Raw genomic sequence first — 18,968 nt, 5'->3', positions numbered from 1 at the left:
TTGGGCGATCTCAAACACAATGTGGTGGCACTGGCCAAAGCCGCGCGCACGCTGGGCGTGCCGGTCATTGTCACCGCCACCATGCCGGATGGCATGTGGGGGCCGACCATGCCGGAACTGACCGCCGCGCTGCCCGGTGTGCAGGTGATCAGCCGCACCGTGATCAATGCCTGGGAAGACCCGAAAGTACGCGCTGCCATCGAAAAAACCGGCCGCAAGCAAATCATCGTGGCTGGCGTGTCGCTGGAAATCTGTGCCAGCTTCCCGGCGCTGTCGGCCAAGGCCGCTGGCTATGACACCCGCGTGGTGCTGGATGCCTCCGGCACCTTCAATGAAGCCAAGCGTACTGCCGGCCTGCAGCGCCTGCTGGGTGCCGGCATCCCGGTCACTGACTATGCCACTGCTGCGGTAGAGATGCTGCGTAGCAATGTCGACCCCAAGGCCGGACAGGTGTATGGCGCTCTGGACATGCCCTTCGCCACCCTGGTGTGGCAGATGCAAAGCGGCTTCAGCAAAAAGTAAGCCGCTGCAGTGAGTCCTGCAAACGCCTGTCCGCAGTCAGGCACTGGCCGTAGCGTACGCATCATCCGCATCACTTTTTAAAGCGAGGGGAACACCATGTCACAACATGAAAATGCCAATCTGAACATGCTGTCACGCGATAACGCAGTTGTACTGCTGGTCGATCATCAGGTCGGTCTGATCAGTGGGGTACGTGATATCCCGCTGGGCGATCTCAAACACAATGTGGTGGCACTGGCCAAAGCCGCGCGCACGCTGGGCGTGCCGGTCATTGTCACCGCCACCATGCCGGATGGCATGTGGGGACCGACCATGCCGGAACTGACCGCCGCTCTGCCCGGTGTGCAGGTGATCAGCCGCACCGTGATCAATGCCTGGGAAGACCCGAACGTGCGGGCCGCCATCGAGCAAACCGGTCGCAAGCAAATCATTGTGGCGGGCGTATCGCTGGAAATCTGCGCCAGCTTCCCGGCCTTATCGGCCAAAGCCGCTGGCTACGATACCCGTGTGGTACTGGACGCTTCCGGTACCTTCAACGAAGCCAAGCGTACTGCCGGCCTGCAACGTCTGCTGGGTGCCGGCATTCCGGTTACCGACTATGCCACCGCAGCGGTGGAAATGCTGCGCAGCAATGTCGACCCCAGCGCGGGTGAAGTTTACAGCGACATGGACATGCCGTTTGCCACGCTGGTATGGCAGATCCAGAGCGGATTCACCAAGACCTAAGCACCTGCAGTGAGCACGGCCAGCACCCGCTTGAGGGCGCTGGCTGCCCACAGCCTCCCATCAAGCCAGACAGAGCAAATCCAACATGAAACAAGCAGACAAGGTAGCCGTAGTCACCGGTGGTTCCCGCGGCATTGGCGCAGCCATTGCCCGCAAGCTGGCCAGCCAGGGCGCACAGGTGGTGATTGTCTATCGCAGCAATCAGCAACAGGCCGAACAAGTTGTCGCCGACATCATCAGCCAGGGTGGCAAGGCCGAGGCCCATGCAGCCGATGTCAGCCAGGAGCAGGCGGTGCGCGACGTGCTGTCGGCCATTGCCACCCGCTTTGGCCGCATCGACATCCTCATCAACAATGCGGGCGTCTTCGAGGGACGCAGCCTGGCCGACGTGGATGCCGAGCATATCGCCCGTGTGTTCGACGGCAATATGGGCAGCATGCTGCTGATGACCCGCCATGCCCTGCCGTTTTTCCCGGAGCATGGCGGACGCATCGTCAATCTGTCCAGCAACCTGATCTACTCACCACGCATCGGTACGGCCATTTATTCGGCCAGCAAGGCCGCCGTTTCGGTACTGACCCACGCCTATGCGCTGGAACTGGGACCGCGCGGCATTACTGTCAATGCGGTAGCACCGGCCATGACCGAAACCGACATGACCGCAGCCACGCCGCTGGCGCGGCGCGAAGCCGTGGCCAGGGGCACACCGCTGGGGCGGGTGGCACAGCCGCAAGACATTGCCGATGTGGTGGCATTCCTGGCCAGTGACGAGGCGCGCTGGATTACCGGCCGCACTCTGCTGACTGATGGCGGCCTGACCGATGCCCTGTAAGGCTGCAACGGGCATGCATGTACTGACGGTGGAACTGACCATCAAACCAGAGTGTGTGGCTGATTTCCTGCAAGAACTTCAACAGTTCAGCCGTTTCATTCTGCAGCAAGAGGCTGATTGCCTGCGCTTTGAGATTTTCCAGGACGATGACGACCCTTGCCGCATCCTGCTGCTGGAAGGCTGGAGCAGTCGTCGTCATCTGGAAGCAGTGCAGTTGCAGCGCGCTTACTATCAGCCCTATTTCGCCAAGGTACAAAGCATGCTTGCCGCAGAGCGCTTGCTGCGGCACTGGCAGCCGCTCCCCCTTCAACAACGCTGCGGCCACCTGGCCCGGCGGCAATCAGGACTCACACCATGACTCAACTGAAGATTTCCGCAGCAGTCCACGGCCAGCCGCTCACCATCGGCACCGGCTTCCAGGCCCAGCATTTTGGCGAAGACATGTTCCACGGACTGATCGACCCGGTGGTGATGGTGGACCACTTCCACATGACCGCCCCCACCTTTGAGCCCCACCCGCACGCCGGTATTTCCGCTGTGACCTATCTGTTCGAGGACGCCAGCAGCCCGCATGTCAATTACGACTCCATGGGCAATCAGGGGCCTATCGTACCCGGAGCCCTGCACTGGCTGGCGGCCGGGCGTGGCGCGGTACATACCGAACAACCGGAAGGTGCCAATCCGCATGTGCATGCACTGCAGATTTTCGTCAATCTGCCCGCCAGCAAGAAAATGCAGGCACCGTTTGCCGTGCATGCCGATCCGGCAGCCATCCCGGAATACCGCGCCCCCGGCGTGCGGGTACGCATTGCCGCCGGCAGCAGCAATGGCATCCACGCCGCCCACACCGCGGACTTACCAGAAGCCTTTACCCTGCTGGATGGCTTTATCGAACCGGGCCAACGCTTCACCCATGCACTGGAGCCCGGCTGGAATGCCATGCTGTATGCCATCGATGGTCCCTTACAGCTGCAGGCAGCAGGACAAATCGCCGACATCCCGGCGGGAAGCGCGGTTGGTATCGGCCTGGATGCTACGGCGACACAAGCCGCCGCATTACAGCTATACAGCGCCGAAGGCTGCCATTTTGTCTTGCTATCCGGCCCGGCGCTAAAAGAACCCCTGGTCAAGCACGGTCCCTTCGTGATGAATAGCAGCGAAGAAATCAACGAGCGCATCCGTGCCTATCAGCGTGGCGAGTTCGGCCAACTGAGCGAGGACTGGCTGCGCAACAGCCGTCAGCCAGCATGACGACGCCGACCCGGCCGGCAGCCGCGCCGGCCACCCACTGGCCGGCCGTGCTGATTGCCATTTTTGCTGGTGCGGCCGGAGCCTTCTGCCTGGGCAAGGTGCCGGCGGTGCTCGGCCTGCTGCGTCATGAGCTGGGACTGACGCTGGTGCAAGGCGGCTGGATCGCTTCGGCTTTCAATAGCCTCGCCATTGTGCTCAGCCTGTTCATGGGCTTGCTGCTGGCACGCTGGAATGCCCTGCAAGCCGGTGTCATCGGCCTGTTGTTGCTGCTGCTTGGCGGCGGACTGGCCCTGCCGGCACACGGGCTGGACATGCTGCTGGCCTCGCGGGTGATTGAAGGCATCGGCTTCCTGCTGGTATCAGTTTCCATGCCCAGCATGATCGTCAGCCTGGCCAACGATCAGGACAAGCGGCTGGCACTCAGCCTGTGGGCAGTCAACCTGCCGCTGGGCGCAGCCATCGGCATGCTGCTGACTCCCGCTTTGGCGGCAGTGGGCGGCTGGCGACTGGCCTGGCTGACCGGCATGGCGCTACAGTTGCTGGCCTTGCTATTGTTGCTGGCTTGCAAACCGGCCTTCCGCCAACGCAGTACCGAGACAGCGGCGCCTGCATCCGGACAGACAGCACCTTTTACCGTATTGCGCCAGGCTGCAGTCTGGCGTTATGGCCTCGCCTTCATGCTGTATACCCTGATGCTGTGGGCAGTGTTTGTCTGGCTGCCCACCATGTTGCATGGCCGGCCAGAGCTGACTGCCAGCCGCATCGCCCTGCTGTCGGCACTGGCCGTGGTAGCCAATATTCCCGGCAACCTTGCTGGCGCCTGGCTGCTCAGGCGCGGCATGGCACGCGATACGCTGATTTGCAGTGCGCTGGGGCTGATGGGCCTGAGCGGCGTGCTTGCCTTCTGGCCCGGCCTGTCGGCGGATGCCGCCTATCTGCTGTGCCTGCTGCTGTCATTTTGCGGTGGCGCAGTACCGCCAGCCGCCCTGTCGTCGGCACACGGCCTTAGCCGTGGACCGGTACAGCTGGCCGTGTTGCAAGGCTACTTTGTACAACTGGCCAATCTGGGACAGTTACTCGGCCCCTTGCTGCTGGCGGCCATGGTGGCAGGTGCCACCGACTGGAGCGTGGCGCGCTGGCTGTTTCTGGCCGGAGCCCTCATCGCTGCCCTGCTGTTTGCCATGCGGCCACGCAGCCATTAGCATGGCCTGCTTCTGCCCTCGCCGGAGCCTGCCGTGCTCGACCCGAAACAACTGGAAGCCCTGTCCGCCGTGGTGGACAGCGGCGGCTTCGACAAGGCCGCACGCAAGCTGTTTCTGACCCAATCGGCCATTTCCCAGCGCATACGCCAGCTGGAAGAAAACCTGGGGCAGCCGGTACTCACCCGCACCAGCCCGCCCGCGCCCACCACGGCCGGCCGCCTGCTGCTGCAACACTTCCGCCAGCTCAGCCTGATGGAAGGCGAACTGCTCAACACCCTGTTGCCGGATGGCGAACAAAGCGACTTCACCACCCTGGCGGTGGGGGTGAATGCCGACAGCCTGGCCACCTGGTTTCTGCCGGCCGTGCAGACGCTGATGCAGCGCCGCCGCTTGCTGTTCGACGTGATGATGGATGACCAGGACTATACCCACGAGCTGATGCGCAGCGGCCATGTCGCCGGCTGCATCGGCACCCGCGACACGCCGATCCAGGGGGGCGAATGCCACTTTCTCGGCTGCATGCGTTATCTGTGCCTGGCCACGCCGGACTTTGCCGCCCGCTACTTTGCCGACGGCTTCACCCATGCGGCGCTGGCGCAGGCACCGGCCATCATTTTCAGTGGCAAGGACGATCTGCACAGCCAGTTTCTGCGCCAGGTAGCCGGCTACGACGGCAGCACGCCGCATATCACCCTGCCCACGCCGCAGGGCTTTGTGCAGGCCACGCGGCTGGGGCTGGCCTACAGCCTGCTGCCGGAGCTGATGATAGATGACGATCTGCAAAGTGGCCGCCTGCTGGATTTGCTGCCGGGGCAGTATGTCGACCTGCCGCTGTACTGGCACCACTGGCGGGTGGAGTCGGCACTGGCCGCCGACCTGAGCAGCGCCCTGCTCGACTGGGCCAGGCAGGTGTTGCGTCAGCAGCGACCCGAGCGTTGACAGCCGCCAAGCGCAGGTGCAAGATCACGCGCCCTGCTTCAGGATCAGACACCATGCCGCAGCACACCCCCACCCCGGCCCAGTGGGCCGCGCTCGAACAGGCCGCCCGCGCCGCCGCCCGCCGTGCCTATGTGCCCTACAGCCGCTTTGCCGTCGGTGCGGCCATTCTGGATGACAGGGGCCAGATCCATCCCGGCTGCAATGTGGAAAATGCCAGCTATGGCCTGGCCAACTGCGCCGAGCGCACCGCCATCTATTCGGCACGGGTATTGCACGATCTGCAGCAAATCGTGGCGGTCTGCGTCTACACCCCCACCGCTACCCCGACCTCGCCTTGCGGCGCCTGCCGTCAGGTACTGAACGAGTTTGGCCCCACCATGCTGGTACGCTGCATCTGCGATGGCAGCGAACGCATCGACACCACGCTGGATGTCTTGCTGCCGCATGCCTTTGGCCCGAAAAACCTGAGCGACGCGGCCAGTTCCACCTAAGGACCAGCAGCGGGGCCGACCAGTACTCCCGCAGCACATATAAAAAAACGGAAGCCCTGAGGCTTCCGTTTTGTTTTGCAGCGCAACTCCAGGCCGGTCTGGCGCGGCTGACAAAATAGCGCAGCCGCCCTGGGGCAAGGCGCGCCGACGCAGACAGTACATAAAGTACGGCAAGGAGGCGCAACGCTGCCACAGGGGTTTTGTCAGCTGCGCTTAGCCCACCCAGCGACGTGCCGAGGCAAACATACGGAACCAGGCGCCGTTTTCGCCCCAGTTATCCGGGTGCCAGCTGTTCTGCACAGTACGGAACACCCGTTCCGGGTGCGGCATCATGATGGTAAAGCGGCCATCGGCGGTGGTGACACCGGTAATGCCGTCCGGAGAACCGTTCGGGTTCAGCGGATAGGTTTCGGTGGCGCGGCCATCGAAATCGACATAACGCAGCGCGGTAATCACGCCATCCTGTGCGCCCGGCGCAAACACGGCACGACCTTCGCCGTGGCTGACCACTACCGGCAGCTGGCTGCCCACCATGTCGGCCAGGAAGATGGACGGCGATTCGGTCACTTCCACCATGGTGAAGCGGGCCTCGAACTGCTCGGAGGCATTGCGCTGGAACTTCGGCCAGTGCTGCGCCCCCGGAATGATGCCGGACAGATTGGACATCATCTGGCAGCCATTGCACACGCCCAGCGCGAAGGTATCAGCACGCTGGAAGAAGGCTTCGAACTGCTCGCGGGCACGCGGGTTGAACAGCACGCTCTTGGCCCAGCCTTCGCCGGCACCCAGCACATCGCCGTAGCTGAAGCCACCGCAGGCAGCCAGGCCCTTGAAGTCTGCCAGCGACACGCGGCCGCTGATGATGTCACTCATGTGCACGTCCACCGCCTGGAAGCCGGCGCGGTCGAATGCCGCGGCCATTTCCAGCTGACCGTTCACCCCCTGCTCGCGCAGGATGGCCATGCGCGGACGCGCACCGGTGGCGATGAACGGCGCCGCCGGGTTTTCTTCGGTATCGAAGGACAGCTTGGCAAACAGGCCCTGCGACTTGGTATTGGACAACAGCAGATGCTCGCTGTCGGCGCAGGCCGGATTGTCACGCATGCGTTGCAGGCGATAGCTGGTTTCGCTCCACGCCTTGTGCAGGTCGACACGGCTTTCGCTGAACAGCTCCTCACCATGATGGTTGATGACCAGGCGGTCCTTGCTGTTGATCTTGCCCAGAACAAACAGCTCGCGGCCAATGCCGGCAGCCATGAAGCGGGAGATCACCTCGGAGGTGTGCGCCTTTTTCACCTGCAGCACGGCGCCCAGCTCTTCATTGAACAGCACGCGCATGATGCGGCCGTGGGTGGCGGCTTCTGCCGTCGGCTGCACGAAATCGTCGATGAAGCGCTGGGTGTTCTTGCGCTCGATCACCAGTTCCTGCAGGTCAACCGTCAGGCCAACGTGGCCGGCAAACATCATTTCCGCCAGCGTGGCGAACAGGCCGCCATCGGAACGGTCGTGATAGGCCAGCAGCATGTCGTCACGCAGCAGGCTTTGCACGGTATTGAAGAAAGCGGCCAGCTGCGCCGGGCTTTCCACATCCGGCGCACGGCCTTCCATGGCCTTCCATACCTGGCCATAGATGGAGCCACCCAGGCGGCAGCGGCCGTAGCCCAGGTCCACCAGGATGATGTCGGTGTCTTTTTCATTGCGCAGTTGCGGGGTTACCGTCTTGCGCACATCTTCCACCGGCGAGAAAGCGGTCACGATCAGCGAAACCGGTGCCGTCACCGACTTCTTCTCACCGCCGTCTTCCCACACGGTTTTCATCGACAGCGAATCCTTGCCCACCGGGATGCTGATGCCCAGGTCCTGGCTCAGACGCGATACCGCCTCCACGGTCTGGTACAGGCGGGCTTCTTCGCCCGGATGACCGGCAGCGGCCATCCAGTTGGCGGACAGCTTGATATTGCCGATATGGCTGACAAAGCTGGCGGCAATATTGGTAAGCGATTCGCCAATGGCCATGCGGCCGGACGCGGCAGCGTCGAACAAGGCGGTCGGAGTGCGTTCGCCCATGGCCATGGCTTCGCCACGATGGCTGTTAAAGCCCATGGTGGTAACGGCCACATCGGCCACCGGCACCTGCCACGGACCCACCATCTGGTCGCGTGCGGTCATGCCGCCCACCGAGCGGTCGCCGATGGTGATCAGGAAGGATTTGTCAGCCACGGCCGGATTGCGCAGCACACGGTAGGCGGTTTCCTTCAGGTCGAAGCGCGAGGCGTCGAACACGCGGAATTCCAGCGGCACGGTCTTGACGTCGCGGGTCATGCGCGGCGGCTTGCCCAGCAGCACTTCCAGCGGCATGTCTACCGGATTGTTGTTGAAGTGGTCGTCGCGCACTTGCAGATGGCCATCATCGGTGGCCACGCCCAGCACGGCAAACGGGCAGCGTTCGCGTTCGCAAATGGCGGTAAAGCGCTCCAGGTCCTGCGGCAGGATGGCCAGTACGTAACGCTCTTGCGATTCATTGGACCAGATCTGCATCGGCGTCATGCCCTTTTCTTCCAGATGCACCTTGCGCAGGTGGAAGATGGCACCACGGCCGGCATCGTTCACCAGCTCCGGGAAGGCATTGGACAGACCACCGGCGCCCACGTCGTGAATGGACACGATGGGGTTGGCGGCACCGTACTGCCAGCAGCGGTCGATCACTTCCTGACAGCGGCGTTCGATTTCCGGGTTGCCACGCTGTACCGAATCGAAGTCCAGGTTTTCGCTGTTGGCACCGGTATCCATCGAGGACGCCGCGCCGCCACCCAGACCGATCAGCAGGCTGGGGCCACCCAGCTGGATCAGCAAGGCGCCTTCCGGAATTTCATTCTTGTGAATCTGCTGCTGCTGGATGCTGCCCAGGCCACCGGCAATCATGATCGGCTTGTGATAGCCGCGCACTTCGCCATCCACCACTTCTTCAAAGGTGCGGAAGTAGCCGGTCAGGTTGGGACGGCCGAATTCATTATTGAAAGCCGCACCGCCAATCGGGCCATCCAGCATGATTTGCAAGGCGGAGGCGATACGACCCGGACGGCCGTATTCGGCCTGGCTGTCGCTGTACACTTCCCACGGCTGCTTGAAGCCCGGAATGTTCAGGTTGGACACGGTAAAACCGGTCAGGCCAGCCTTGGGGCGCGAACCACGACCGGTGGCGCCTTCGTCACGGATTTCGCCACCGGAACCGGTGGAAGCACCCGGGAACGGGGAAATGGCGGTCGGGTGGTTGTGGGTTTCCACCTTCATCAGGATGTCGGTCGGTTCGGTGGTGAAACCGTACTCGGCCGTTTCCGGCGCCGGATAGAAGCGGTCGATAAAGGCCCCCTCGATCACCGAGGCATTATCCTTGTAGGCCACCAGCGTGCCTTCCGGATGGGCATCATGCGTGTCACGAATCATGCGGAACAAGGACTTGCCCTGCTCTACGCCATCGATCACGAACTGCGCATTGAAAATCTTGTGACGGCAATGCTCCGAGTTGGCCTGGGCAAACATCATCAGCTCGACGTCGGTGGGATTGCGGCCCATGCGGGTGAAGTTTTCCACCAGATAGACGATTTCGTCTTCGGACAGCGCCAGGCCCAGCGTGCGGTTGGCGGCTTCCAGCGCCGCGCGGCCACCGGCCAGGATGTCCACGCTGGTCAGCGGTTGCGGGTCCATGTGCACGAACAGCTTGTCGGCATCGTCCAGCGTGGCCAGCACGGTTTCGGTCATGCGATCGTGCAAGAGGCCCGCCAGAATCTGACGAGCCTCTTCACTTAAAGATATACCGGCGGTGCTGATCCAGTAAGCCGTGCCGCGTTCGATGCGTAGCACTTGCTCCAGCCCGCAGTGGCGGGCAATGTCGGTGGCCTTGGAGGCCCAGGGCGACAGCGTCCCCAGTCGTGGCGTCACCAGGAACAGCTCGCCCTGTGGCGCTTCCGGGTACGGGGCCTCGCCATAATTGAGCAGCTTGCCCAGAATATCTTGCTGTTCGGTCGAGAGTTGGCTTTCGCTTTCGGCGAAATGCCAGAATTCGGCTTTCACGCTGATCTCGGGCAAACCGGCCTCGGCCGCCGCAGCGAGAAGTTTTTCAAGACGAAACTGGGACAGGGCGGCACCGCCCCGCAGCTTGAGAATGGTCGACATGCAACACTCGCGACAAGTATCAGGAAAGCGCGTCATAATACAGCAAAACAGGCCGTGCATTAAGGCCATTCTGCGGCGAATGTCGGGCAATCAACCGTCCACAGCGCATTTCCGGAACAATAAAGTCACCGCAAGGAGCACCCGAGCATGAAAAAAATCGAAGCCGTGATCAAACCCTTCAAACTGGACGAAGTGCGCGAAGCCCTGTCCGACATCGGCATCAACGGCCTGACTGTCACCGAGGTCAAGGGCTTTGGCCGCCAGAAGGGCCATACCGAGTTATATCGCGGCGCAGAATACGTGGTGGACTTCCTGCCCAAGGTAAAAGTGGAGGTCATCCTGGCCGACGACCTGGTGGACCGCGCCATCGAATCCATCGTGGCCGCCGCCCGCACCGGCAAGATCGGCGACGGCAAGATCTTCATCACCCCGGTGGAGCAAGTGGTGCGCATCCGCACCGGCGAAACCAACGAAGACGCGATTTGATCAGCCGCCCTGCTTGCGGCACCGCCGGCAGCAGGGCAAGAAAAAAGGCCGCAGATGCGGCCTTTTCAGCTGACAAGCACGGTGCAGATTATTTCCACACCTTCCACCACGGCATTTCTTCCACCACCCACGGCGTAGCCAGATATTTGCTGTTGGGGTAGTTCAGCGCCAGTACGCGCTTGGCATCGCCACTGAGCTGGGTCAGGCCCAGCTTGTCGTAGGCAGTCACCATCAGCGCCAGCGCCTCTTCCGGATACTTGGTATTGGAATATTCCTTTACCACGCCCTGGGCACGGTTGGCCGCGGCCAGGTAAGCACCGCGTTTCATGTAGTAACGGGCCACGTGCATTTCACTGCCGCCCAGCGCGTCCACCAGACGATCCATCTTTGCCAGCGCATCCGCACTATACTTGCTGCTGGGGAAACGGGTGGTCAGTTCGCGGAAGGCCAGGAAAGATTCGCGCGCAGCCTTGGGATCGCGCTCGCTCATGTCCTGACCAGCCCATTTCGACAACATGCCCTGATCGTCGTTGTAATAGACCAGGCCCTTCAGGTAGTACATGTAATCCACATTCGGGTGTGCCGGATGCAGTTTGATAAAGCGGTCGGCAGCGGCGATCGCCAGCTCCGGTTCATTGTCCTTGTAATGGGTATAGGCCAGGTCCATTTCGGCCTGCTGGGCGTAGCGACCATAGGGGTAGCGCGCTTCCAGCGTTTCGTACAGCTTGACAGCACGGGTATAATTACCGCTATTCAGTTCATCCCGAGCTTCCGAGTAGAGCTTTTCCACGGTCCAGCCGCGCGTTTCGTCGTAGGTTTCCGTGGTTGCACAACCGGCAAGCCCCATCACCAACATTGCTGCTACAACGTATCTTTTCATGACCGATCCTTACTTTGACTCGGAGGATTATAGCGATATCTCGGAAAACGAGGTATCTGCTCGACAACAGCTGGAGGTTCCGCTCTCTTTGGGTAGCGAACGCCTCGACGCAGCTCTTGCCAAACTCCTCCCCGATTACTCCCGCAGCCGCCTGACCCAATGGATCAAGGATGGCCAAGTACTGGTGGACGGCAAAGTCGTCCCCCCGAAAACCAGGCTGCTGGGTGGCGAAAAGCTGGACGTTACCATTGTTCAGTCAAATGAAGAAATGGCTTTCCAGGCGGAAGCCATGGATTTGCCCATTGTTTACGAGGATGACCACATCCTGGTGGTGAACAAACCGGCCGGCCTGGTGGTGCATCCGGCCAGCGGCAACTGGACCGGCACCCTGCTCAACGGCCTGCTGCACCACTGCCCGGCCCTCGCCCATGTGCCGCGTGCCGGCATCGTGCACCGGCTGGACAAGGACACCTCCGGCCTGATGGTGGTGGCCAAGACCCTGCAAGCGCAAACCGAGCTGGTGCGCCAGATGCAGGCGCGCAGCGTCAAGCGCATCTATCGCGCCATTGCCGATGGCATCGTTCCCTACGATGGCACCATCAACACCCTGATCGGCCGCGACCCGCACAACCGCCTGCGCATGGCCGTGCTGAAGTTTGGTGGCAAGACCGCCATCACCCATGTGCGGGTGCTGGAACGCTACGACGCCCACTCCTATATCGAGTGCAAGCTGGAAACCGGCCGCACCCACCAGATTCGCGTCCACATGAAGGAAGCGCGCCACCCGCTGGCCGGCGACCAGCTGTACGGCAACCCGCGCCACAAGATGGACGACGACATCGCCGCCGTGGTGAAACACTTTGGCCGCCAGGCCCTGCACGCCTACAAGCTGGCACTGATCCACCCGGCCACCGGCGAGGAACGCAGCTGGCAGGCTCCGCTGCCGGACGATTTCCGCTTGCTGCTGGACACCCTGCGCGGTGAAAGTGGCGAACGCATGGAGCAGGCTGCCCCGCTGGCCGATGAATGGGAAGACGACGAGGACGAGGATGACGAAGACGACGACGGCGACATCGAGGTCATCTATGTCCGTGACTGAAACCGGCAGCAGCCCGCTACAGCAGGCCGACTGGCCGGCCCCGGCCACCGTACGCACCCTGCTCACCACGCGGCAGGGTGGCGTCAGCCAGCCGCCCTATGACAGCTTTAACCTGGGCATCCATGTCGGCGACCAGCCGGAAGCGGTTGCCGCCAATCGCGAACAACTGCGCCTGCTGCTGCCGGACGAACCGGCCTGGCTCAACCAGGTACACGGCACCCATGTGGTGGATGCTGCCGAAATCGGCGAAACCCTGCTCGACGCCGACGCCAGCTATAGCCGCCAGCCGGGCAAGGTCTGCGTGGTGATGACCGCCGACTGCCTGCCGGTGCTGCTGTGCGATGATGCCGGCAGCGTGGTTGCCGCCGCCCATGCCGGCTGGCGCGGGCTGTGCGATGGCGTGCTGGAAAGCACCGTCAGCGCCACCGGCGTGCCCCCCGCCAGCCTGATGGCCTGGCTGGGGCCGGCCATCGGCCCGGATGCCTTTGAAGTGGGCGCCGAAGTACGGGCCGCCTTTATCGCTTGCGACGCCGCCGCGGCCAGCGCCTTCACCGACATCGGCGAGGGCAAGTATCTGGCCGACATCTACCAGCTGGCGCGCCAGCGGCTGGCGGCACTGGGTATCGACCGGGTATATGGCGGCGACTACTGCACCGTCATCGAGCGCGAGCGCTTCTTCTCCTACCGCCGCGACGGCGTGACCGGCCGCATGGCCAGCCTGATCTGGCTGCAAGCGCAGCACTGACCCGGCCCGGCAATCACGGCGAGCACGGCAGCCCTTGCACGGACAGTGCGGCGGCTGCCGTTTTTTCTTGCCATCCACGCCTGACGGCCAGTTATCGATGAACTGTCATCGAACTTTCATGCCAACAGCGTAGCAGGCGCGCAACAGCGGCAAAACACCAGATGTTGTGGCAGACATGCATCACCCCCCAGATGCTTGTCTTTGCTGGATTTCCTGCCAGCCCCCCAGGCTGGCCGCCCTGCCTCAAAAAATTCCTAGTGCCCTGCAAGCCTTATCTGGCGCGGATTTCGCATTTTCTGAGCGCTGTCAAGACTTGCCGCATCGCGCCGGGAACACTAGAATTTGGGCCAATCAAGCAGTACAAACATATATATTGTGTTTATTCACAACGAACACACAGCTTTTCAACAGACTTGTCCACAGCCCTGCCCGGCCTGCCACCCAGGCCGCAGCGCAACAGACGCAAACCACCCAAAGAGGGCAATATGCAACTGACCACCTTTGAAGGGCAAACCGCCGCCGAGCTCGGCCGTGCCGCCGCCCCCCAGGCCGACTTCAGCCACTACAAGACCATTCGCCGCAATGGTGCCGTAGTGGCATTCGAGCCGGTCAAGATCTCCATCGCCATGACCAAGGCATTCCTGGCCGTGATGGGGCATCAGGGCGCTACGTCCGCCAGCATCCGCGACAAGGTGGCCCAGCTGACCGAGCAGGTGGTCAACGCCCTGATGCGCCGCAAGCCGGAAGGCGGCGCCATTCATATCGAAGACATCCAGGACCAGGTTGAACTGTCGCTGATGCGCTTTGGCGAACACGACGTGGCCCGCGCCTACGTGCTGTACCGCGAACAGCGCTCGCAAGAACGCGCCGCCCGTGGCGAAGCACTGACCCAGATCCAGATCAACGTCATCCGCAAGGACGGCCGCAAGCAGCCGCTGGACATTGCCCGCCTGCGCGCCGGCATCGAATCTGCCGCCCAGGGCCTGGCCGGCATCGATATCGACGCCATCCTGTCGGAAACCCTGAAGAACATCTACGACGGCGTATCGCTGGACGAAGTCAACAAGTCCGCCATTCTGGCCGCCCGCTCCATGATCGAACAGGATCCGGCCTACGACTACGTCACCGCCCGCCTGCTGCTGGACAGCATCCGCCTGGAAATCCTGGACGAATCGGTCAGCCAGGAAGAAATGGCCGAGCGCTATGCCGACTACTTCCCGCAGTTCATCAAGAAAGGCATTCAGGCCGAACTGCTGGACGAACGTCTGGCCGAGTTCGACCTGAAAAAACTGGGCGCCGCCCTGGACGCCAAGCGCGACCTGAAATTCGGCTACCTGGGCCTGCAAACCCTGTTCGACCGCTACTTCCTGCACATCGACGGCACCCGCATTGAAATGCCGCAGGCTTTCTACATGCGTGTCGCCATGGGCCTGGCCCTGAACGAAGTGAACCGCGAAGCCCGCGCCATCGAGTTCTACAATGTGCTGTCCAGCTTCGACTTCATGTCGTCCACCCCCACCCTGTTCAACTCCGGCACCCGTCGCAGCCAGCTGTCCAGCTGCTACCTGACCACCATTGCCGACGACCTGGACGGCATTTACGAAGGTCTGAAGGAAAACGCACTGCTGTCCAAATTTGCCGGCGGCCTGGGCAACGACTGGACCCCGGTGCGCGCCATGGGCAGCCATATCAAGGGCACCAACGGCAAATCGCAAGGCATCGTGCCCTTCCTGAAAGTGGTCAACGACACTGCCGTGGCCGTCAACCAGGGTGGCAAGCGCAAGGGCGCGGTGTGTGCCTACCTGGAAACCTGGCACGCCGACGTGGAAGAATTCCTCGAACTGCGCAAGAACACCGGTGACGACCGCCGCCGCACCCACGACATGAACACCGCCAACTGGATTCCGGACCTGTTCATGAAGCGCGTGATGGAAGGCGCCGAATGGAGCCTGTTCTCGCCGTCCGAAGTGCCTGACCTGCACGACCTGTATGGCGCCGCCTTTGAAAAGCGCTACCAGCACTACGAAGCCATGGGCGAACGTGGCGAGCTGAAAGTGTACAAACGCATCCCGGCGCTCAGCCTGTGGCGCAAGATGCTGACCATGCTGTTTGAAACCGGCCACCCGTGGGTAACCTTCAAGGACCCGTGCAATATCCGCAGCCCGCAGCAGCACATGGGCGTGGTACACAGCTCCAACCTGTGCACCGAAATCACCCTGAACACCAACGACGACGAAATCGCCGTGTGCAACCTGGGCTCGGTCAACCTGGCCGCCCACATGGGCGCCGATGGCAAGCTGGACGCTGAAAAGCTGCAGCGCACCATCCGCACCGCCCTGCGCATGCTGGACAACGTCATCGACATCAACTTCTACCCGGTGAAGAAGGCACGCAATTCCAACCTGAAGCACCGTCCGGTGGGCATGGGCATCATGGGCTTCCAGGACTGCCTGCACATGAAGCGCGTACCGTACGCCTCGCAGGAAGCGGTGGAATTTGCCGACGAATCCATGGAAATGGTCGCCTACTACGCCTACTGGGCCGGCACCGAACTGGCCGAAGAACGTGGCCGCTACCCGTCGTACAAGGGCAGCCTGTGGGACCGTGGCCTGCTGCCGCAAGACAGCATCAACCTGCTGGCCGCCGAACGCGGTGGTTACCTGGAAATGGACCGCACCGAACGCCTGGACTGGAACGCCCTGCGTGAGCGCATCAAGCAACACGGCATGCGCAACTCCAACACCCTGGCCATCGCCCCGACTGCCACCATCGCCAACATCATTGGCGTGTCTGCCAGCATCGAGCCGACCTACCAGAACCTGTTCGTCAAATCCAACCTGTCCGGCGAATTCACCGTCACCAACGAATACCTGGTGCGCGACCTGAAAAAAGCCGGCCTGTGGGACGAAGTGATGGTCGCCGACCTCAAGTACTTCGACGGCAGCCTGGGCCGCATCGACCGCATCCCGGCCGAGCTGAAAGCCATCTACGCCACCGCCTTTGAAGTGGACCCGAAATGGCTGGTGGAAGCAGCATCGCGCCGTCAGAAATGGATCGACCAGGCCCAGTCGCTCAACCTGTACATGGCTGGCGCATCCGGCAAGAAACTGGACGACCTGTACAAGCTGGCGTGGATTCGTGGCGTGAAAACCACCTACTACCTGCGCACCCTGGCCGCCTCCAGCGCCGAAAAATCCACCGGCAAGGGCGGCGAGCTGAACGCCGTGGCCAGTGGCCTGAACCCGGCCTACAACGCTGCACCGGAACAAGCCGCACCGGCCGTCGAGGTGGACCACACCCCGGCCACCGACGCCAAGTTCTGCAGCATTGACAATCCGGATTGTGAAGCTTGCCAATAATCAGACTGGAGACGCCAATATGATGCTGAAAGAACGTGTAGTTAAGGATGCAATCAAGTCTCAACAGTTACTGATTATTGAAGTTGGCAATATGGCCATGACCATATTGCCGAAGAAACTTGATTTGAATGAAGGCAGAGCAACGCTCGAATTCGTTGAGTTTTATGAAGACATGCGAATCCCTCGGAAAATTGCGATTGATTCAGTTGAATATCTGACTGAATCAACTCCCTGTTCAACAGCGCAATATTTCGATGCCGCATAAATTCTAAGCAATCTCCATTTCCAAACCGCTTGCCCGCAGGCGGTTTCCGAATGGGGAAGTGTAAGAGCAAACAAAGGTGCAGCCAGCATGGCCAGCCCTTGTCTGAACCAGGCCCGCAAGGCCCCAACAATCAGAGATGCCCATGACACTTCAGGAGTTTTTTAACCGTTACAGCCAGGCCTACTCGGCACTGGATGCACGCGCCGTATCGGCCCTGTTCACCCGGCCCTTCACCGCCGTGCACCATGGCCAGATCGCCACCTTTGGCATCAACGACGAAGAAATGCTGTACCAGACCACGGCCGGCATTCTCGCCTACTACCGCGCCCAGGGCGTCACCAGCGCCAGCTGCCATCTGGCCGAAGTACTGTCCTTTGGCAGCGAGCTGGCCACAGTCAAGGTACGCTGGACCGCCCACCGCCACCAGGCCGAGCCGTGGATGTTCTCCACCGGCTACCACCTGAAACGGGAAAACGGCGAATGGCGCATCTACGGCCTGGCACAGTTTGAAGAACACAGCCATCCGGCCCAATGAGCCGGACAGACTTCTCAAGCCGGCTGGCCGCAGCCGGCTTCGGAAGACCGAACCAACACACGGGGAGAACGGCATGAGTACCACCCTCTTCTGCAGCGCCAGCCGCGCCGCGCAGCATCCGGAACAAGACCGCTACCGCAAGCTGGGCCTGGTACTGGTCGACCTGCCGCAGCCGCTGCGCGACACGCCGGCCACCCCCCGTACCGCCATCCGCATCATGCGCCAGAGCGCCATGCAGCTGGAACAAGCCCCCTGTCAGCCCGACAGCCGCACCAGCACGCATGCCCTGCCCGGCGCCAGATACCAGATCCAGCCGACCGCCCCACAAGGCGTGGCCGGCAAATAAACACGGAGAATGCAAAACATGTTGAGCTTTGACGATACCCCGGTACAAAAACCGGCCGTTCCCACCAGCAACGACAAGCACACCGGCGGCCGCGTCAATGCCGTCGACAAAAAAGTCATCAACGGCACCACCGACGTCAACCAGCTGGTCCCGTTCAAGCACAAATGGGCCTGGGAAAAATACCTCGCCCAATGTGCCAACCACTGGATGCCGCAAGAAGTGAACATGCAGCGCGACATCGAACAATGGAAAACCGGCCAGCTGTCCGAAGACGAAATGCGCATCGTCAAGCGCAACCTGGGCTTCTTCGTCACCGCCGACAGCCTGGCCGCCAACAACATCGTGCTGGGCACCTACCGCCAGATCACCAGCCCGGAATGCCGCCAATACCTGCTGCGCCAGGCTTTTGACGAAGCCATCCACACCCACGCCTACCAGTACATCGTGGAAAGCCTGGGCCTGGACGAGGGCGAAGTGTTCAACGCCTACAACGAAATCAAATCCATCCGTGACAAGGACGAATTCCTGATTCCGTTTATCAACGTGCTGTGCGACCCGGCCTTCAAGACCGGCACCCTGGAAAACGACCAGAAACTGCTGCGTTCGCTGATCGTGTTTGCCTGCATCATGGAAGGTCTGTTCTTCTACGTCGGCTTTGTGCAAATCCTCGCCCTCGGCCGTCAGAACAAGATGACCGGCGCTGCCGAGCAGTACCAGTACATCCTGCGTGACGAGTCCAGCCACTGCAATTTCGGCATCGACCTGATCAACACCATCAAGCTGGAAAACCCGCAGCTGTGGACCGACAGCTTCAAGGCCGAAATCGTCGAGCTGTTCAAGCAGGCGGTGGAGCTGGAATACGCCTACGCCGAAGACACCATGCCGCGTGGCGTGCTGGGCCTGAACGCCAGCATGTTCAAGGAATACCTGCGTTTTATCGCCAACCGTCGCATGCAGCAGATTGGTCTGGACCAGCTGTTCCCGGGTGTGAACAACCCCTTCCCGTGGATGAGCGAGATGATTGACTTGAAGAAGGAGAAGAACTTCTTTGAGACCCGCGTGACGGAGTATCAGACTGGCGGGGCGTTGAGCTGGGATTGATTTGATGTCAGAAGTC

Annotated in this window: 18 protein-coding genes; 16 read left to right on the top strand and 2 right to left on the bottom strand. The window is 61.6% G+C overall.

Annotated features, from left to right (window positions below; genetic code table 11):
- The 8 genes from DFR38_RS01025 to DFR38_RS00990 form a co-directional block, all read left to right on the top strand.
- Nucleotides 1–522 (top strand): isochorismatase family protein (locus tag DFR38_RS01025; protein ID WP_110312870.1); only part of this gene is annotated, 522 nt, incomplete at its 5' end.
- 96 nt (nucleotides 523–618) lie between these two features.
- Nucleotides 619–1,248 carry an isochorismatase family protein gene (locus DFR38_RS01020; RefSeq protein WP_059287372.1) on the top strand — a complete coding sequence of 210 codons (630 nt, stop codon included), beginning with the start codon at nucleotides 619–621 and terminating at the stop codon, nucleotides 1,246–1,248.
- 85 nt (nucleotides 1,249–1,333) lie between these two features.
- Nucleotides 1,334–2,080, top strand: a complete 747-nt coding sequence (locus tag DFR38_RS01015) for an SDR family NAD(P)-dependent oxidoreductase (RefSeq protein ID WP_059287373.1) — start codon at nucleotides 1,334–1,336, stop codon at nucleotides 2,078–2,080.
- Nucleotides 2,081–2,093: 13 nt separating this feature from the next.
- Nucleotides 2,094–2,438, top strand: a complete 345-nt coding sequence (locus tag DFR38_RS01010; protein ID WP_059287374.1) for a putative quinol monooxygenase — start codon at nucleotides 2,094–2,096, stop codon at nucleotides 2,436–2,438.
- A complete protein-coding gene (locus DFR38_RS01005; protein WP_110312869.1) occupies nucleotides 2,435–3,331 on the top strand; it encodes a pirin family protein in 897 nt (298 codons plus the stop codon). Before DFR38_RS01010 ends, DFR38_RS01005 begins: the two co-directional genes overlap by 4 nt.
- On the top strand, nucleotides 3,328–4,533 hold the full coding sequence (locus DFR38_RS01000) for an MFS transporter (RefSeq protein WP_059287375.1): 1,206 nt from the start codon (nucleotides 3,328–3,330) through the stop codon (nucleotides 4,531–4,533). Before DFR38_RS01005 ends, DFR38_RS01000 begins: the two co-directional genes overlap by 4 nt.
- 33 nt (nucleotides 4,534–4,566) lie before the next feature.
- Nucleotides 4,567–5,472, top strand: coding sequence for a LysR family transcriptional regulator ArgP (locus tag DFR38_RS00995; RefSeq protein ID WP_110312868.1), 906 nt, complete (start codon nucleotides 4,567–4,569; stop codon nucleotides 5,470–5,472).
- Between the two features lie 53 nt (nucleotides 5,473–5,525).
- On the top strand, nucleotides 5,526–5,963 hold the full coding sequence (locus DFR38_RS00990) for a cytidine deaminase (RefSeq protein ID WP_110312867.1): 438 nt from the start codon (nucleotides 5,526–5,528) through the stop codon (nucleotides 5,961–5,963).
- Nucleotides 5,964–6,176: 213 nt separating this feature from the next.
- Here DFR38_RS00990 and purL read toward each other — a convergent pair whose 3' ends face one another.
- A complete protein-coding gene (purL, locus tag DFR38_RS00985) occupies nucleotides 6,177–10,136 on the bottom strand; it encodes a phosphoribosylformylglycinamidine synthase (protein WP_110312866.1) in 3,960 nt (1,319 codons plus the stop codon).
- Between the two features lie 147 nt (nucleotides 10,137–10,283).
- On the opposite strand from purL, the gene DFR38_RS00980 reads away from it, so the two are divergent.
- Nucleotides 10,284–10,622: a P-II family nitrogen regulator gene (locus DFR38_RS00980; RefSeq protein ID WP_059285500.1), complete on the top strand. Its 339-nt coding sequence runs from the start codon at nucleotides 10,284–10,286 to the stop codon at nucleotides 10,620–10,622.
- Between the two features lie 88 nt (nucleotides 10,623–10,710).
- Here DFR38_RS00980 and DFR38_RS00975 read toward each other — a convergent pair whose 3' ends face one another.
- The gene (locus tag DFR38_RS00975; RefSeq protein ID WP_059285499.1) at nucleotides 10,711–11,502 is read right to left on the bottom strand and encodes an outer membrane protein assembly factor BamD; all 792 of its coding nucleotides are present in this window, start codon (nucleotides 11,500–11,502) and stop codon (nucleotides 10,711–10,713) included.
- Here DFR38_RS00975 and rluD point away from each other — a divergent pair.
- The 7 genes from rluD (at nucleotide 11,501) to DFR38_RS00940 (ending at nucleotide 18,952) form a co-directional block, all read left to right on the top strand.
- Nucleotides 11,501–12,601: a 23S rRNA pseudouridine(1911/1915/1917) synthase RluD gene (gene rluD, locus DFR38_RS00970; RefSeq protein WP_059285498.1), complete on the top strand. Its 1,101-nt coding sequence runs from the start codon at nucleotides 11,501–11,503 to the stop codon at nucleotides 12,599–12,601. The genes DFR38_RS00975 and rluD overlap by 2 nt on opposite strands.
- On the top strand, nucleotides 12,588–13,346 hold the full coding sequence (pgeF, locus tag DFR38_RS00965) for a peptidoglycan editing factor PgeF (RefSeq protein ID WP_110312865.1): 759 nt from the start codon (nucleotides 12,588–12,590) through the stop codon (nucleotides 13,344–13,346). Before rluD ends, pgeF begins: the two co-directional genes overlap by 14 nt.
- Before the next feature lie 485 nt (nucleotides 13,347–13,831).
- Nucleotides 13,832–16,705: a ribonucleoside-diphosphate reductase subunit alpha gene (locus DFR38_RS00960; protein WP_059285763.1), complete on the top strand. Its 2,874-nt coding sequence runs from the start codon at nucleotides 13,832–13,834 to the stop codon at nucleotides 16,703–16,705.
- Between the two features lie 19 nt (nucleotides 16,706–16,724).
- On the top strand, nucleotides 16,725–16,970 hold the full coding sequence (locus tag DFR38_RS00955; RefSeq protein ID WP_059285742.1) for a hypothetical protein: 246 nt from the start codon (nucleotides 16,725–16,727) through the stop codon (nucleotides 16,968–16,970).
- A gap of 142 nt (nucleotides 16,971–17,112) precedes the next feature.
- Complete coding sequence (locus DFR38_RS00950; RefSeq protein WP_110312864.1) at nucleotides 17,113–17,505, top strand: DUF4440 domain-containing protein; 393 nt, start codon at nucleotides 17,113–17,115, stop codon at nucleotides 17,503–17,505.
- Nucleotides 17,506–17,578: 73 nt separating this feature from the next.
- Nucleotides 17,579–17,851 carry a hypothetical protein gene (locus DFR38_RS00945; protein WP_059285744.1) on the top strand — a complete coding sequence of 91 codons (273 nt, stop codon included), beginning with the start codon at nucleotides 17,579–17,581 and terminating at the stop codon, nucleotides 17,849–17,851.
- An 18-nt stretch (nucleotides 17,852–17,869) separates the two neighbouring features.
- Nucleotides 17,870–18,952 (top strand): ribonucleotide-diphosphate reductase subunit beta, encoded by a 1,083-nt coding sequence (locus DFR38_RS00940; protein ID WP_059285764.1) that lies wholly within the window; start codon nucleotides 17,870–17,872, stop codon nucleotides 18,950–18,952.
- Nucleotides 18,953–18,968 lie beyond the last annotated feature (16 nt).

It is taken from the genome of Aquitalea magnusonii (assembly GCF_003202035.1).
GTDB lineage: Bacteria > Pseudomonadota > Gammaproteobacteria > Burkholderiales > Chromobacteriaceae > Aquitalea > Aquitalea magnusonii.
The sequence above is the reverse complement of the archived record's forward strand: the minus strand, read 5'-3'. Positions and strand labels throughout refer to the sequence as shown.

What these genes read in the sequence shown, in the direction of transcription:
- DFR38_RS01015 (WP_059287373.1), top strand. Translation starts at nt 1,334, where the DNA reads ATGAAACAAGCAGACAAGGTAGCCGTAGTCACCGGTGGTTCCCGCGGC.
- DFR38_RS00945 (WP_059285744.1), top strand. Translation starts at nt 17,579, where the DNA reads ATGAGTACCACCCTCTTCTGCAGCGCCAGCCGCGCCGCGCAGCATCCG.
- DFR38_RS01000 (WP_059287375.1), top strand. Translation starts at nt 3,328, where the DNA reads ATGACGACGCCGACCCGGCCGGCAGCCGCGCCGGCCACCCACTGGCCG.
- DFR38_RS01010 (WP_059287374.1), top strand. Translation starts at nt 2,094, where the DNA reads ATGCATGTACTGACGGTGGAACTGACCATCAAACCAGAGTGTGTGGCT.
- DFR38_RS01020 (WP_059287372.1), top strand. Translation starts at nt 619, where the DNA reads ATGTCACAACATGAAAATGCCAATCTGAACATGCTGTCACGCGATAAC.
- DFR38_RS00980 (WP_059285500.1), top strand. Translation starts at nt 10,284, where the DNA reads ATGAAAAAAATCGAAGCCGTGATCAAACCCTTCAAACTGGACGAAGTG.
- DFR38_RS00940 (WP_059285764.1), top strand. Translation starts at nt 17,870, where the DNA reads ATGTTGAGCTTTGACGATACCCCGGTACAAAAACCGGCCGTTCCCACC.
- DFR38_RS00950 (WP_110312864.1), top strand. Translation starts at nt 17,113, where the DNA reads ATGACACTTCAGGAGTTTTTTAACCGTTACAGCCAGGCCTACTCGGCA.
- DFR38_RS01005 (WP_110312869.1), top strand. Translation starts at nt 2,435, where the DNA reads ATGACTCAACTGAAGATTTCCGCAGCAGTCCACGGCCAGCCGCTCACC.
- DFR38_RS00960 (WP_059285763.1), top strand. Translation starts at nt 13,832, where the DNA reads ATGCAACTGACCACCTTTGAAGGGCAAACCGCCGCCGAGCTCGGCCGT.
- pgeF (WP_110312865.1), top strand. Translation starts at nt 12,588, where the DNA reads ATGTCCGTGACTGAAACCGGCAGCAGCCCGCTACAGCAGGCCGACTGG.
- DFR38_RS00975 (WP_059285499.1), bottom strand. Translation starts at nt 11,502, where the DNA reads ATGAAAAGATACGTTGTAGCAGCAATGTTGGTGATGGGGCTTGCCGGT.
- purL (WP_110312866.1), bottom strand. Translation starts at nt 10,136, where the DNA reads ATGTCGACCATTCTCAAGCTGCGGGGCGGTGCCGCCCTGTCCCAGTTT.
- rluD (WP_059285498.1), top strand. Translation starts at nt 11,501, where the DNA reads ATGACCGATCCTTACTTTGACTCGGAGGATTATAGCGATATCTCGGAA.
- DFR38_RS00990 (WP_110312867.1), top strand. Translation starts at nt 5,526, where the DNA reads ATGCCGCAGCACACCCCCACCCCGGCCCAGTGGGCCGCGCTCGAACAG.
- DFR38_RS00955 (WP_059285742.1), top strand. Translation starts at nt 16,725, where the DNA reads ATGATGCTGAAAGAACGTGTAGTTAAGGATGCAATCAAGTCTCAACAG.